Consider the following 14607-nt stretch of genomic DNA (forward strand, 5'->3'; position numbering starts at 1 on the left):
ATGGAATTTCAATTGTTGGTAACTTGTATATTACAAGAAGGTAATGCTTACTTTTTAGTAACGAAGGTAGATGATGTTATTACGTTAAAAGTACCGATTACTGCGGGAGTAGCAGGTTTATTTTTAGCTTTAGGTGTACCAAGATGTTCTTAATTTAAATCTCTATAGTAGAAGGGGAAGGGACATGCCTTCCTTTTCTACTATTACATAATATAATTATGTAAACTCAAATATCATATTTGTGATAGCACGTTTGAAATGGACATGCATATACTATAATGTTTCATTGGATGTTAGCGGTGAAAGGTAGTTTTAATAAGTGCATCCAGTGATGTTGTTAAGCTATGAAAATAAAAGAGGTGCTATTATATATGAAAAGAAAAACATTGGATATTCCAGTTACATTGCGAAGAGAGTGGTTTTTAATAGAGTTAGCTCATTTAACGAAAAAATATGGAATTGAAATTGCAACTAGCAAAATGGATGCTGCACCGTTTTTAAGAGATCAAGTTACGGAGTCAAAGATAGGGGAAGGGCTACAATATGATAAATATGATGATGAATATATAATTGAAAATTAAAGGGTAACAACAAAATTAAATTAATTTATAACAAAGTATAAAATAAAGCAGATTCTAAATATAGAATCTGCTTTATTATGAAATACTTGTAGTCAACTAACCTCTTTCTAGTGTTTTTCCTACATATTTCTCTTGCGTTATTCCAAAAGATTCACGAAGAATGCGAGCATAATCTTTAGATTCTATTGGTCGTTTATTTTTAGTGCCTTTAAAGGTTTCTGTATAATTTTTATTTGTTAATGATATGTGACCATAAGTAGTTAATTTACAAGTGATAGCCCCTTTATTAAAAGGAGATTCTTTATGCTCTACAATCACTTTTTGAATGTTATTCACTTTTTTCTCATCTATTGGATCTACAGTGAAAGCATAGCCTATTTTCCATTCGTTTGAAGGTTCAGATTGTAAGAAACTTGTAGATTCCCCGTTAGCTCCTTTTCTCATTTCTAAAATATGCGTACCTTTTCGAGTATTTCGCTTACGAATCCGATATTCTCCTGTTTGAGAGGAGATGACTTCTCCGTTAAAAGGGACTGGATGTAAAGGGAGATGAGATGCAAAACCTGCATCCACAACATAATTTTTATCCTCATGACTTAATATGATAATGACATGACCATCATCGGGTTTCCATTTATTATCGTACAGATCATAAACAGTACCGGCTACTTTGTATACTTGAAACCCACAATCAATTAAAAAATAATACAATAAGGAGTTTAATTCATAACAAAGTCCACCTCGTTTTTGAATAAGTAACTTTTCTATTAAGTTATCTTTTGAGATATTTTTAATAGTACCAGCCATAATATCAAGATTTTCATAGGGGAGAATCATTCCCATTTTTAAGAGAATTTCATCTAAATCATCAAATGTTATTTCTTTTGCAGGAATTTTTAAGCGTTTAAAAAACTCCTTTTGTAAATTGGTCATCATAAAGTATTCTCCTTTCTTTTTACAGAATTTTCTTCTGCTCACCGATAGGTTAGTACTTCTAAAAAGTTAATTCAAGTGCGCGGAAATTATCATAATATATGTTTCTGGAAATGTGATTTTCTATTCTGAAATTTCAGTTTAATTTTTAATCGTAGGAAAGTCTTATAATATAAGCTCCTTTAAAATTAGTTTGTATTTAATGAAAAGAAAGTACATATCTTTATTATATTTTTAAATAACTAACTAGTAATAAAATGTTTTTTCACTAAAATTTTTTCAAGATTTGTATGCTTTATATAAACAATATTGATTTAAAAAATATCTGGATGTAGCTAAGTAAACAATTATTGAGAAACTTTTTTGTCGTATTCTATCAAAAGGAAGAGGTAGAAACAAAGAGAATAACGAGAGTTAAGAAAGAGGGTATACAACTAGTAACCTTCTAAAAATAGGGCTAACATCTTTTTAAAATAAAAGATTAGCTATTATTAAGGAAGGGAAAATATAAAATATTATAAAGAACACCTTCTTTCAAAAAAATAGGGGGAGTAATATGCGACTGATGAGAAGATGTGTGGCCTTACTAATTGTATTTTTTATCATGGCTCCAACGATTAGCACAAATGTACAGGCAGAAGTTGTAAAAGAGCTTGGAAAGGGGTTTCCTGATACAGAAGTATTCACACCTGGAGAATGGTTTTTAGGCCAAAAACCTGCTAATTATGATGAGAATAAACCGCCAATTCTCTTTGTACAAGGAAGAAATGGTAATGCTGATAGTTGGTATGGAAAGACAGTATATCATGATATAAATGATATGTATGATTATGCTTTAAAAGCAGGCTATCAAACAGTGTTTATACAATTGTATGATGCAGCGGGGAAAGGTTCGGCTAGTCAGTGGGATAACGGAAAATTGTTGGCACAAAAACTTGAAGAAATATATAATCATTTCGGTAAGAAAGTTAATATTGTAGCGCATAGTAAAGGTGGAATTGATACACAAGCTGCATTAGTTGAATATGGTGCGAATCGATTTGTTGGAAATGTTATTACACTTGCTACACCGCATCATGGCTCAAATTTAGCAGATTTGTCATATAGTTGGTGGGCAGGGTGGCTTGCTTCTATATTAGGTCAAAAAGATGATGGTACGTATTCGTTACAAATAGGTGAAATGGCAAAGTTTCGTTCAATAATAGATAACAACCCAGCAGCTAAATTAAACCGTTACTATACGGCTACTGGGACTAGCTGGGGACCAACATTTTCTGCATTATCTATGGGCGGGTTATATTTATCATCGTACGGTTCAAATGATGGACTAGTAAATGAATGGAGTGCGAAGCTATCGTACGGTACACATTTATTTACAGATTCCAGATTTGATCATGACAATATAAGAAAAGGATCAGCTGTTTTTGCACGAATTGAACCATATTTACGTACGACAAATGTGGGGTTACCAGCTTTAGTAGCATCCAGCACTAGTTCAAATGAAAATCTAGAACAATTAAATACAACTTCAAATCAAAATATTTTAGGAGGCGAATTACCACAAAATCAGTGGATAGAGCAAAGTATTTCTGTTGATAAAAAGGCTGAAGGAATAGTTTCTGTACTAACTGCTTCTTCTGATGTAGAAGTACAAATGGTATCTCCAAAAGGAGAAATCTATGCAAACAAAGATAGCGCTATAACTACTGGTGAAGGCGAATCTTTCTTTAATGGGGCGACAATTAGAACATTTAAGTTTGATAAATTGGAAGTAGGCGAATGGAAAATCAAAATGATGGCGAAGCAGTCGAAAGATGCATATTTAGTTGTAAGCGATTACAATAATAGCGCGCCATTTGTTCTTCAAATGCCTACAAAAGTTAAAGTAAATAAACCTGAGTATAAACTGAAAAAATCACCAGTGGCACCTGAAATGAAAGGGGATCTTTCCATAACAGTAAGAGTCGTTAATAAAGAAGGTAAGTTAGTCTCTGAATTTAATGAATTACAAAATGTTAATACGAATACATTTACAGGTGCTTTGAAAGATATAAAACAACCGGGAGTATATAACGTTACGATGGATATAAAAGGGATGAATAAAGAAGGAAAACCATATAATCGTACGATTGTTAAGTCGGTTTATGTAGAGAAATAAGGAAGAATAAATAAGCATAATATAAAAGTGCAGAAATCTTGTGTTAGAAAGAATTCTGCACTTTTTTTGCGTGATGAAAGATAATAAAAGTCGAAGAAAACTGTTATTCAATAAAAAAAGATGCTGAAATAGCATCTGAATGTAAAGAAATAATATTAACTTAGTTTTGTAACTGTTAATTCAACTGAATTTATACCATTGTCACAAGTTACAATACTTTGACGATTAAAGCCACTATTATTTCTAAGTTGAAGAGTTGAATTAGCTGGCACTGTAACAATCGTTTCGCCAATGAGTTGAAGACATTCGTTATTTGATGAAGTATTCATTTGAATAGCGAAGTCACCTTGACTATTAGCAAGTGGATTGTTATTTAAAAATATAGTTATGACTGGGATATGTGGAAATACAGGATTTAAAGTAGTATTAATACTGGAAATGAACGAAACTCTATAATCACCAGCTTGTCTAAATTGTATAGTAGTAGGGTTTAGTAAGGAAACGCCTCCTGCTAAAGGTCCAACGTGATTAAATGGAAAAGGGTTGCCAAAAGGAACAGTTATAAATTCAGTTTGCCAAAAAGTTCCGTATGCAGGACAGCTTCGTTTATGTGAATGGTCACATGAACATTTTTTATTTGAACTGGAAGAAGATTTACATGAGCATTTTTTATACGAGTTTGAAGAATGATAGTATGAACCCAATATATTACCTCCTATTCTTAATAAATGTAAAACACATAATAGTTTATGAAAATGAATCAAAATTGGCGTGTATGCTTGTACTATAAAAGGAGATAGATGTGGAATATAAAGTGCTCAAATGATGAAATATAGTATTGGGGTATTACCTGTAACACTTTTTGAAGATGATAAGGTTCATGATTTGATAGAAAAATGAATGGGATTTCTAAATGGATTAAAGTAACGAGGAAACGTTTATCCCGCTATTTTCCGAGCAGTAAGACCCCACCTCAAAATTCAGTGAAAGCAAAGAAGTTAGTTGGGGGATGAACAAAACCCCCACTGAGTAAAGTTTCACTTTACTATATTAATTTCGTCTGACAAACAGCAATATTATCTTTTGCTGTATGGATGTTATTATTTGGTGAAGTTATGATATTTAATCGTATATATATTAGATTATTTAGTTTATTTTTTTATTTGTGTAGCTGGGCAGGAAGAAGTCAGAAAATATAGAATAAATGTACATATGAAGCATCGTTTGTTTTTGGTGTGAATAGTAATTAAAGATACGCTAAAATATTTAAAATTGTAACGAAAGAGAGATTAAATAATAGAAGGAGCAACTTACATGGAAAATATATTAAAGGTATCTTCAAAATCAAGCCCAAATTCAGTCGCGGGTGCAATAGCAGGAGTGCTAAGAACAAGTGGTAATGTGGAAATTCAAGCGATTGGGGCTGGAGCTATAAATCAAGCGATTAAAGCAATTGCGATTGCAAGAGGGTTCGTCGCTCCAAGTGGTATTGACTTAGCCTTCGTACCAGCATTTCAAGAGATTTCTATCAATAATGAAGAAAGAACAGCGATTAAATTAATTGTAGGTCCTAGAAAGAAAAGGTCTTAGTAGAAGAGAGTGTTACTATAAGGGGAAAAGACCAATAGACTTCCCATGTTAGATACGTTATTTTATGTAACCGATCCTTGGGTGTGGACATGGCATTATGCCGGACGCATGTCTGTTAATTTCTCCTTAAATTTAGCGTGTGTTCTAGATACTTAAAAATGCCAAATCCTTTGTGATATAAGGGATTTGGTATTTTTGATGTTTTTAAAAATAAACAACCCTAAAACTGCTCATTTAGAAGATTTAGTTTTAGTAGCGGCCATTGAACGTTTTTATGATAGTTTACCTGATAAATAGAAGAGTTTACCAATGAAAAGTAACTGGGGGATTCAAAAAATGAATCAAACTATTTTAGAGAAAGTCCTAAAATTTCGGGATGATAGGAACTGGAAGCAGTTCCACAATCCTAAAGATTTAGCTATTTCTCTTTCTTTAGAGGCGAGTGAGTTGTTGGAGAATTTTCAGTGGAAAAGCAGTGAGGAAGCTGTAGAAACAAAAAAAGAAGACATGAAAGATGAGTTGGCAGATCAATTGGATATTGACTTAGAAGAGATTATTATAAACAAAATAGAAAAAATAATAAAAAATATCCAGTAGAGAAATCTCGAGACTCTAAAAAGAAATATAATGAAATTTAAAAAAGGTGGAATTAAATATGTTATATCTTTTTACTGCAAGTAATGATAGTGCTATAAAAAATTTGGAAGCTACTATTGAAAAAACATATCCTATTTCTACATGTTTAGCAGATTTAGATGCCGATACAGTAACTAAACTTAAAGATAATGAATTACATGAGAATGTATGTATGTGGGGAGCAACTCCTGGTTCTTCAAATGTTGATAGATGGGAAAAGTTAAAAGAGGGTGACGGGATTTTAGCATATTCTAAAGGGGAATTTAAGTTTTTCGGGACAATTTTTGCTAAGACTCATAACCCAGATGTGGCTAGAAAAATTTAGAAAACAAACGATAATGATGAAACTTGGGAATACATCTATTTTATTAAGGACCTAAAACCTGTAAACATTAAAGCAATCGAATTTGCAGCTTTCTTTGGCTACAAATTGAACCATACACCACAAGGATTTACTAATATTGATTCGGATTTTAGTAAAGTAAAGATTGCAGAAGAAGAGAAATCGGAAAATCGAAAAAAAACTAAAATGGAATCTGGTAGGGAAGTATGGCCTCGTGATCCGAAAAAAGCTAAACAAGCTATTAAACAGGCAGAATTTAAATGTGAAATAGATGACACACATGAAACATTTGTATCGGAAGCCAGCCGAAAAAATTATATGGAGGCCCATCATCTAATACCGTTAAGAATGCAACATGATTTTGAAAATAGTTTAGATGTTGTTGGAAATATAGTTAGTATATGTCCGAACTGTCATAGGTTGATTCATTATGGAAGAGACAAAGATAAGAAAAAAGTTTTAGAACTTCTCTTTGAACAAAGAAAAGATTCTTTGAAGAAGTTCGGTATTGAGGTATCTCTCAAAGAGCTATTTGGATACTATGGAATTCTAAAATAAGAATATTCATAGCTATAGTGAAGGTAGAATGTTTCATACTTAAACATAGCTATTATTGTGATGGAAATTTAAATTTCGTCTTTTGAAAGTATCAATAATTTGTATTATTTTCATAGGGTTATATATTTTTCTTTTGCTCTGCTGTATAGCAGAGCTCTTTTTTTTGTCGTACAAAAGCCACCTATATATGTGAAGTGCACCCCAATTGTTAGGCTGTGTCTAACAATTGGGGTGCACTTCAGTCCTGTCGGGCGGCTTCTTTTAATTTATATTCACCAATTCATCAAACTTAAACTTAGTATTCAAACCAAAGGCATCTGTACAATATATAGTTTTCGTCATCGGTTCAATATGTAATACATTTATGTACATGTCTTGCACCATTCCATCACGATAGTATGAGATATGTATTTCTTCTTCCTCGTGAAAAGATTGCATTAACGCTCTTTCTATTCGTTCCATAGTATCTTGTGTTAAAAAAGGTTTAGGTACTTTATATTGTTCCTCAAACATTCTATGTATTTCCTCGTATTGCTCCGGTATTGAAGCAAACGGATTCCATTTCACCATACCTCTTCCACGTACTACAGGAAAGCTGTTATATCCCATGATGTAATACCTCACTTTTGTTTTTTTAACTCCACTACAAACAAACGTGTGTTCTTTTTTAAGGTTTGAAAAGGGACCATTTTGTTAACATGAATATTCAAAAATAATTTTTTCAAGTTAGAATATTCAAAAACTTATTTATGCAAACAAGCATGTCATGATAACATTTAACAAAAGGGGGTAGAAGTAGATGAGTGTTGACATTATTTCTAAAGAAGAAATCACAAAATTATTAAACGAATGGTATCAAGCTATGATTTCACAACGTGTATTACAGTCTCAGAAAATAAAAGAAGATATTGCAAATAAAATCAATAATATTAAGGAAGACCAAACAATATTAGTCTACTACGCTTTATTGAATGCACGGTATAAACTGCTAATTCGGGATATGGATAGTACAAAAGATATTCTGGACAAAATCGAGCCTTTACCAGAGTCTACAGAAACATTTTTAGAGTACTATCATCATTTATTTAAAGCAATTTACGCTATTAATAAAGCAAACCATAGTGAAGCAAGAATGCAATTTGAAAAAGCTGAAACGTTTTTAGAATACATGCATGATGAAATTGAAAAAGCAGAATTTAATTATTGGCTTGCAGTCCATTACTATCACGTATTAAAACCGATCCTAGCAGTTCAATTTGCTACAAAGGCGAATGAAGTATTTTCAATTAGTCCAGGGTATGAATTAAAAACTGCAGCATGCTTAAATACTTTAGGAATGGCACACATTCGACTAAATGAATTCGAAAGTGCAGAGGAATATTTACTTTCAGCACTAGGTACCTTCCAAAAATCTAATGATGAACTTCTTATTAAACGAGTTAAGCATAATTTAGGACTTTTATACGCAAGTCAAAACATGCCAGAGTTAGCAATTAAACACTTAGAGGATTCATTAGAAAATAACGCTAAAACTATGTTTCTTTTAGCAAGAGAACATTTTAAGTTAGGTTATAGTGATATCGCTAATGAATATATTGAGAATGGCTATAAGATTAGCGACTTATGTTATCGTCATCATTTCCGAATTTTAAAAGCAGTACATAACTATGTACCGCAAGAAGAATTAGAAAATGTGGTTATAGAAGGTATTTCGTATTTTGAAAAAGAAGAATTATATGATTGGGTAAAAGAATATGCTTCTCTTTTAGGTGAAATATTCTATGGTTCAGAAAATCATAGAAAAGCAAGCAAGTATTTGCACATCGCTTTAGATGCAGACAAAAAGAGCATAGAAAGAAGGGCGCTAAAATGAAAAAAGCAATCTTATTAATGATGATGTTATCCGCTGTTTTTACTTTTGGTCTTACTAATGCAAAAGACATACCACAAAACGAAGCAATTGAAGTGTTTATGGATCATGGAGAACATATTTAAAACCTAAGGAAGAGGGCGCTTATAGTGTCCTCTTTTTAATATCTATTATTTATATGATGAGGTTGCAGGTACGTCTTTTGGTTATTGTTTGATAAACGTAAGATGTTTCTAAAAATGTGTATACAAAGGTGTATTTTTGTACTGTATATGTTCACGTACTATATAAAAAAGTATGAAAATCTATAAAAATAATTATTTCAATAAAATTTGTTTTAGATATTAAAAAGTGCCAAAACCCTTGTGGTATAAGGGGTTTGGCACTTTTGTGTTTTTTATATTTTATCAAATAAACAACCCTAAAACTGCTCATTCTTCTCCCAAGATTCAACGATATAATGTGCAATCGTCGGATTGAAGCCTTTACCAACTAAAAACATAATCGCAGCAACTTCTGTTAATGCGTGTTCGTGTGATGTATGTTTTGCTTCATTTAAACCGTAATCTACCCATGGTTTTACGAAATCTAGTACAGGTTTCTTGAAAGGTAAAAATTGTGTACCGACAACTTGTTGAATTTGTTGTTGTGTTGGTTCAGTAATTGGTCCAGGTGGTAAGATTTGTGGTTGTGTAATGTCTAGTGTTGGTCCGGGCGGTAAAATTTGTGGTTGAGTTGGATCTATTGTTGGTGGTTTAGGTGGTGAGACACGTGCGTCGTAGTTTGGTTGATACATTTGTTGTTGATATTGCGGTTGTTGTGGCTGAGTTGTGTATGGGTTTTGTGGTGCTACATATGGATTTTGTGGTGCTACATATGGATTTTGTGGTGCTACATATGGATTTTGTGGATATTGTTGTTCTTGGTTTTGTGGTGCTACATATGGATTTTGTGGATATTGTTGTTCTTGGTTTTGTGGTGCTACATATGGATTTTGTGGATATTGTTGTTCTTGGTTTTGTGGTATTACATATGGATTTTGAGGATATCGCTGTTCTTGATTTTGTGGTGCTGCATATGGATTTTGAGGATATTCATAATTTGGACGTGTGTCATATGGATTTTGTTGAAATTCAGTTTCTTGGTTTTGCGTTGTTGCATATGGGGTTTCGTCATGTTGTTGCTCTTGCTGTTGTAACTCTTGTTCTTCGTATTGTTCTGTGTATCTCTGTTCTTGTTGTTGAGGATACAATGGTTGCCTTGGATAAGGCGGTTGATTATTATAGAACATGTTTATTCCTCCTTCATGATGATGCCTACCACCTAGTGTATGGGCGGACAAGAAAATATGTGATGAAAAAATGCGGGCGTGTTACAATAAGTAACTGGGTGAAGATAAAATGACAAAACAAGAAAAAATTCAAAAAACAATTACTTTTGTAAAACATATTTTAGAAAAAGATGCGAGTGGGCATGATTGGTATCATATTGAACGTGTACATAAAATGGCGATTTCTTTATCTGAGCAAGAAGGTGGAAATCGTTTTATAATTGAAATGGCAGCATTACTTCACGATGTGGCAGATGAAAAGCTAAATGAAAGTGAAGAAGCAGGAATGAAAAAAGTTTCTGATTGGTTAGAAGAGCTACGTGTTGAAGAAGAGGAAAGTAAACATATTCTTCATATCATCGCCAATATGTCTTATAAAGGTGGCCATGGCGGCACAGTAGAGTCACTTGAAGGGAAAATTGTTCAAGATGCGGATCGTTTAGATGCTCTTGGTGCAATAGGAATTGCTCGTACATTTGCATATGGCGGGGCGAAAGGGAGATTAATGTATGACCCAACTATTCCGCCGCGTGAAGAAATGACGAAAGAAGAGTATAGAAAAAATAATGATCCATCTTTAAATCATTTTTATGAAAAACTTTTGAAATTAAAAGATTTAATGAATACGAATGCAGCAAAACAAGAGGCTGAAATTCGTCATCTTTATATGGAACAGTTTATTGAACAATTTATGAAAGAGTGGAATGCACAAATATGAAAATGTTAACTGTGGAGAACTTATCAAAATCATATGGAGAAAAGCCGTTATTTGATGGATTATCATGTAGTATTACAGAAGGACAACGTGTCGGAATTATTGGTGTAAACGGAACTGGTAAATCGACATTATTAAAAATTATTGCGGGATTAGAAACTCCTGATACAGGTGATATGACGCATTCACGTGGGTATACAATTAGTTATTTATCACAGCAACCAGAGTTTGATGAAAAACTGACAGTATTAGAGCAAGTGTTCCATGGCGATACACCTTTAATTCGTCTTCTTCGTGATTATGAAAAAGCACTATTAAATATTGAAAAAGATCCAAGTAATGAAAAAGTACAGGAACAATTATTTGCAGTGCAGCAACGTATGGATGCAATGAGTGCATGGGAAGCAAATGCAAATGCGAAATCTCTTTTAACGAAATTAGGAATTACGGACTTCACTGCAATTGTTGGGAATTTATCTGGTGGACAGAAAAAACGTATCGCAATGGCACAATGTTTTATTGAAACACCGGATTTATTAATTTTAGACGAGCCTACGAACCATCTTGACCACGAGACAGTTGAATGGTTAGAAGAATATTTAGCGAGATATACAGGTTCGGTATTACTTGTAACCCATGATCGTTATTTCTTAGATCGTGTGACGAATCGTATTTTTGAATTAGATAATGGTAAACTATATAGCTACGAAGGAAACTATAGTACATTTTTAGAAGCGAAAGCACTTCGTGAAGAGCAAGAATTGGCACAAGAATCGAAACGCCAAAATTTATATCGTCGTGAACTTGCTTGGATTCGTCGTGGTGCAAAAGCCCGTTCTACGAAACAAAAGGCGCGTATTCAGCGTTTTGATGAGCTAAAGGCACAAGAAGGACCAGCTGCAAAACAGTCAGTTGATATTGCACTAAGCGGAAGTCGTCTAGGAAAGAAAGTACTTGAGTTAAAAGATGTAACGAAAAAATTTGGCGATAAGACGGTATTACATAATTTTAATCATATTGTGAAACCGGGTGATCGTATCGGAATTATTGGGGCGAATGGAAGCGGGAAATCTTCCCTATTAAATATGCTTGCAGGTAAGTTATCTCCTGATAGTGGTGAAGTGGAAGTAGGACAAACTGTAAAAGTTGCTTATTATACGCAAGAAAATGAAGAGATGAATTTAAATCAGCGTATGATTGAATACATTAAAGAGATTGCAGAAGTTATTCATACGACAGATGGAAAAGTAATTGGTGCATCTCAAATGTTAGAACGTTTCTTATTCCCAACTCATTCACATGGTACACCGCTTGGTAAACTATCTGGTGGTGAAAGAAGACGTTTATATTTATTACGTATTTTAATGGGAGAACCAAACGTACTTTTACTTGATGAACCTACGAATGATCTAGATACACAAACATTAACAGTACTAGAAGATTATTTAGAAGATTTCCCAGGTGTCGTTTTAACTGTATCGCATGACCGTTACTTCTTAGATAAAGTAGTAGATGAACTGTTCATCTTTACTGGCGGAGGCGAAGTGCGTGAGTTTCTAGGTAGTTATACAGATTATTTAGAAATGGAAAAAACGAGAGAACTTATGGAGAAAGCGGAAGTTCAAAAAGAGAAAAAAGTTGTAGAAGAAGCGCCAAAACAACAACGTAAACGTAAACTTTCATACAATGAACAGCGTGAATGGGAAACGATTGAAGATACAATTGCCGAACTTGAAGAGAAAATTGAGTCAATTGGAGAAGAACTTGCGAAAGTTGGATCTGACTTCACAAAGGCACAAGAATTATCTGAAGCACAGCAGAAAACAGAAGAAGAGCTAGAAAAAAAGATGGAAAGATGGAGTGAACTATCAGACATCGTTGAAGGATTAAAATAAAAACAAGCTGCATATATTGAAAAGTAAAGAGAAAAACTTTACACTATTGGTAGAACCTATTTTAGGAGGGAAAAAATGAGAACATCTAATCCAATGTTGAAAAAAGAGGCATTCCGTAAAGAGGGAGCAAGTGCTTCTGCGATGACGATTGGCGGAACAGTAGGCAAAACGTTCATTATGCTTATCTTGCTACTTGCAACGTCTGTCTATTCATACATACAGATGATGCAGGGGACGATGAAGATGCCAGTATTAATTGGTGCTTTAATCGTTGCGGCAATCATCGCATTTGCGTCTATGTTCTTCCCACGTATTTCACCTTTTGGTGCACCAATCTATGCAGCGGTAGAAGGGGTTGTGTTAGGAAGTATTTCAGCAGTTTATACAATGAAATTTGGCGATTCTATCGTTTTAAATGCTGTATTACTAACAATCTCAATTCTATTTGCAATGTTAGTGTTATATGCAACACGCGTAGTAAAAGTAACGGATAAATTCCGTACAGGCGTGATGGCAGCAACACTTGGAATTATGGTTATGTATTTAGTCGTATTCCTACTAAATATGTTTGGTGTAACTGTTCCATACATTCACCAAGGTGGTACAATCGGTATTATTATTAGTGCAGTTGTTATTGTAGTTGCTGCATTAAACTTATTACTAGATTTCGATTTAATCGAAAATGGTGTACGTAGTCAAGCTCCGAAATATATGGAGTGGTATACTGCGATGGGACTAATGCTTACATTAGTATGGTTATACTTAGAAATTCTTCGTTTCGTTTCTTACTTTACGAAAAATGACTAATAAAAAAATCCTGCATGAAAAATGCAGGATTTTTTTATTTTCAAAGATATATTGAATGTATGGTATAATATGGATGATAGCAACTTGAAGTGAAGGAGATGGAATATGATGAAAGAGAAGAAGGGGATTATGAAAAAACTATTTTCTAAAAGTTTTTTCATAGAACTAGATGAAGCTTTAACGTATCCATCATCAAAAGTTATTACTTCAGCGATTGAAGGATATGCAGCTGAATGCAATGAAAGACTAAAATTTGAGAGTAAAGTTAAACCGATTACTTTCTACTTAGAAAATGCAATGTACCGTGCTGAAATAAAGATGGCTCGCGGAGGATATTACATATCTTGTACTGAAGTGTAATAAATTTTGAAACCATACATGTTTGAACTATGTATGGTTTCTTTTTTTGTTTTGTAAGGTCTAAAATAATACTTTTTATTTACGGATATATCATTTTGTGCTTTTTACCATTCAAACATTTCTCCTTACAATGAAGAAAAACATGTGAGGTGGTATAACTTATGATGAATCGAGTTGTATTAATCGGTAGATTGACAAAGGAGCCAGAATTATACTACACAAAACAAGGCGTCGCTTATGCACGAATATGTGTTGCGGTGAATAGAGGATTTCGAAATAGTTTAGGTGAACAACAAGTCGATTTTATTAATTGTGTCGTTTGGCGCAAATCGGCTGAGAATGTAACTGAATATTGTAAAAAGGGATCACTCGTTGGGATTACAGGGCGTATTCAGACTAGTAATTACGATAATGAACAAGGCAAGAGAATATATAGAACTGAAGTTGTGATTGAGAGTATTACCTTTTTGGAGAGAAGGCGGGAGGGGGCATCGTAATAAAAGGTGATTTGAAGTAATAGCTTCGGAAAAAATTGTGGAAAGTATTTTAATAAACTTAAAGAGGGGATACCGCCAGCTTTTTTGAAAAAACAAGTAAAGAGTATACAAAATTTTATAACGTTTTTTGGCTAATCCAGTAACAAACGAGAACCGTAAAACCCATCACAGGATAGGAATGTATAAAAAGATGAATCGAGTGATAGAAAATAAAAAAGGGATTCCTTCTGAGAGTAAGGAATCCTCCTTTTTGTTGCTACCGATAACGAAAATTATGTAAATAAGCTATCCATATGGATAGCTTAATATATTTTTTTGCTTAGCGTTTTTTTTT

18 protein-coding genes are annotated in these 14607 nt (G+C 33.4%); 14 read left to right on the plus strand and 4 right to left on the minus strand.

Going from position 1 to position 14607, the window contains the following annotated elements; translation table 11 throughout:
* Both exsG and GBN91_RS18915 read left to right on the plus strand, forming a co-directional pair.
* Positions 1–153, plus strand: coding sequence for an exosporium protein ExsG (gene exsG, locus GBN91_RS18910; protein ID WP_000395679.1), 153 nt, complete (start codon positions 1–3; stop codon positions 151–153).
* Positions 154–371: 218 nt separating this feature from the next.
* The gene (locus GBN91_RS18915) at positions 372–581 is read left to right on the plus strand and encodes a hypothetical protein (RefSeq protein WP_000824206.1); all 210 of its coding nucleotides are present in this window, start codon (positions 372–374) and stop codon (positions 579–581) included.
* Between the two features lie 96 nt (positions 582–677).
* Here the strand turns inward: GBN91_RS18915 and GBN91_RS18920 are convergent, their stop codons facing one another.
* Positions 678–1517 carry an arylamine N-acetyltransferase family protein gene (locus GBN91_RS18920; protein WP_152122012.1) on the minus strand — a complete coding sequence of 280 codons (840 nt, stop codon included), beginning with the start codon at positions 1515–1517 and terminating at the stop codon, positions 678–680.
* 553 nt (positions 1518–2070) lie between these two features.
* Between GBN91_RS18920 and GBN91_RS18925 the strand changes: the two genes are divergently transcribed.
* Positions 2071–3672, plus strand: a complete 1602-nt coding sequence (locus tag GBN91_RS18925; RefSeq protein WP_048567931.1) for an esterase/lipase family protein — start codon at positions 2071–2073, stop codon at positions 3670–3672.
* A 155-nt stretch (positions 3673–3827) separates the two neighbouring features.
* Here the strand turns inward: GBN91_RS18925 and GBN91_RS18930 are convergent, their stop codons facing one another.
* On the minus strand, positions 3828–4376 hold the full coding sequence (locus GBN91_RS18930; protein ID WP_006929626.1) for a hypothetical protein: 549 nt from the start codon (positions 4374–4376) through the stop codon (positions 3828–3830).
* A 610-nt stretch (positions 4377–4986) separates the two neighbouring features.
* Between GBN91_RS18930 and GBN91_RS18935 the strand changes: the two genes are divergently transcribed.
* The 4 genes from GBN91_RS18935 to GBN91_RS18950 all read left to right on the plus strand — a co-directional run bounded on the left by GBN91_RS18935 (position 4987) and on the right by GBN91_RS18950 (position 6799).
* A complete protein-coding gene (locus GBN91_RS18935; RefSeq protein ID WP_000427801.1) occupies positions 4987–5262 on the plus strand; it encodes a stage V sporulation protein S in 276 nt (91 codons plus the stop codon).
* 309 nt (positions 5263–5571) lie between these two features.
* Positions 5572–5859: a nucleoside triphosphate pyrophosphohydrolase family protein gene (locus GBN91_RS18940; RefSeq protein WP_002025705.1), complete on the plus strand. Its 288-nt coding sequence runs from the start codon at positions 5572–5574 to the stop codon at positions 5857–5859.
* A gap of 58 nt (positions 5860–5917) precedes the next feature.
* A complete protein-coding gene (locus tag GBN91_RS18945; protein ID WP_000966113.1) occupies positions 5918–6223 on the plus strand; it encodes a hypothetical protein in 306 nt (101 codons plus the stop codon).
* Between the two features lie 105 nt (positions 6224–6328).
* Complete coding sequence (locus GBN91_RS18950; protein WP_006929631.1) at positions 6329–6799, plus strand: HNH endonuclease; 471 nt, start codon at positions 6329–6331, stop codon at positions 6797–6799.
* Positions 6800–7060: 261 nt separating this feature from the next.
* Here the strand turns inward: GBN91_RS18950 and GBN91_RS18955 are convergent, their stop codons facing one another.
* Positions 7061–7408 (minus strand): YolD-like family protein, encoded by a 348-nt coding sequence (locus GBN91_RS18955; protein WP_000541073.1) that lies wholly within the window; start codon positions 7406–7408, stop codon positions 7061–7063.
* A 190-nt stretch (positions 7409–7598) separates the two neighbouring features.
* On the opposite strand from GBN91_RS18955, the gene GBN91_RS18960 reads away from it, so the two are divergent.
* Both GBN91_RS18960 and GBN91_RS18965 read left to right on the plus strand, forming a co-directional pair.
* Positions 7599–8672, plus strand: coding sequence for a response regulator aspartate phosphatase (locus tag GBN91_RS18960; protein WP_049107464.1), 1074 nt, complete (start codon positions 7599–7601; stop codon positions 8670–8672).
* Positions 8669–8794, plus strand: a complete 126-nt coding sequence (locus GBN91_RS18965; protein ID WP_000709201.1) for an aspartate phosphatase — start codon at positions 8669–8671, stop codon at positions 8792–8794. Before GBN91_RS18960 ends, GBN91_RS18965 begins: the two co-directional genes overlap by 4 nt.
* Before the next feature lie 296 nt (positions 8795–9090).
* Here the strand turns inward: GBN91_RS18965 and GBN91_RS18970 are convergent, their stop codons facing one another.
* Positions 9091–9960 carry a polyadenylate binding domain-containing protein gene (locus GBN91_RS18970; protein WP_152122014.1) on the minus strand — a complete coding sequence of 290 codons (870 nt, stop codon included), beginning with the start codon at positions 9958–9960 and terminating at the stop codon, positions 9091–9093.
* 109 nt (positions 9961–10069) lie between these two features.
* Between GBN91_RS18970 and GBN91_RS18975 the strand changes: the two genes are divergently transcribed.
* The 5 genes from GBN91_RS18975 to GBN91_RS18995 all read left to right on the plus strand — a co-directional run bounded on the left by GBN91_RS18975 (position 10070) and on the right by GBN91_RS18995 (position 14273).
* Positions 10070–10717, plus strand: coding sequence for an HD domain-containing protein (locus tag GBN91_RS18975; RefSeq protein WP_000165965.1), 648 nt, complete (start codon positions 10070–10072; stop codon positions 10715–10717).
* Positions 10714–12609: an ABC-F family ATP-binding cassette domain-containing protein gene (locus GBN91_RS18980; RefSeq protein ID WP_000783169.1), complete on the plus strand. Its 1896-nt coding sequence runs from the start codon at positions 10714–10716 to the stop codon at positions 12607–12609. The genes GBN91_RS18975 and GBN91_RS18980 overlap by 4 nt, the downstream gene beginning before the upstream one ends.
* Positions 12610–12684: 75 nt before the next feature.
* Entirely contained in the window at positions 12685–13416 is a 732-nt protein-coding gene (locus GBN91_RS18985) for a Bax inhibitor-1/YccA family protein (protein ID WP_001260655.1), read from the plus strand.
* Between the two features lie 105 nt (positions 13417–13521).
* On the plus strand, positions 13522–13776 hold the full coding sequence (locus GBN91_RS18990; protein WP_000975137.1) for a DUF4318 domain-containing protein: 255 nt from the start codon (positions 13522–13524) through the stop codon (positions 13774–13776).
* A 161-nt stretch (positions 13777–13937) separates the two neighbouring features.
* Positions 13938–14273 (plus strand): single-stranded DNA-binding protein, encoded by a 336-nt coding sequence (locus GBN91_RS18995; protein WP_000982019.1) that lies wholly within the window; start codon positions 13938–13940, stop codon positions 14271–14273.
* Positions 14274–14607 lie beyond the last annotated feature (334 nt).

Origin of the sequence: Bacillus sp. B1-WWTP-T-0.5-Post-4, from assembly GCF_009183795.1 — a bacterium.
GTDB lineage: Bacteria > Bacillota > Bacilli > Bacillales > Bacillaceae_G > Bacillus_A > Bacillus_A cereus.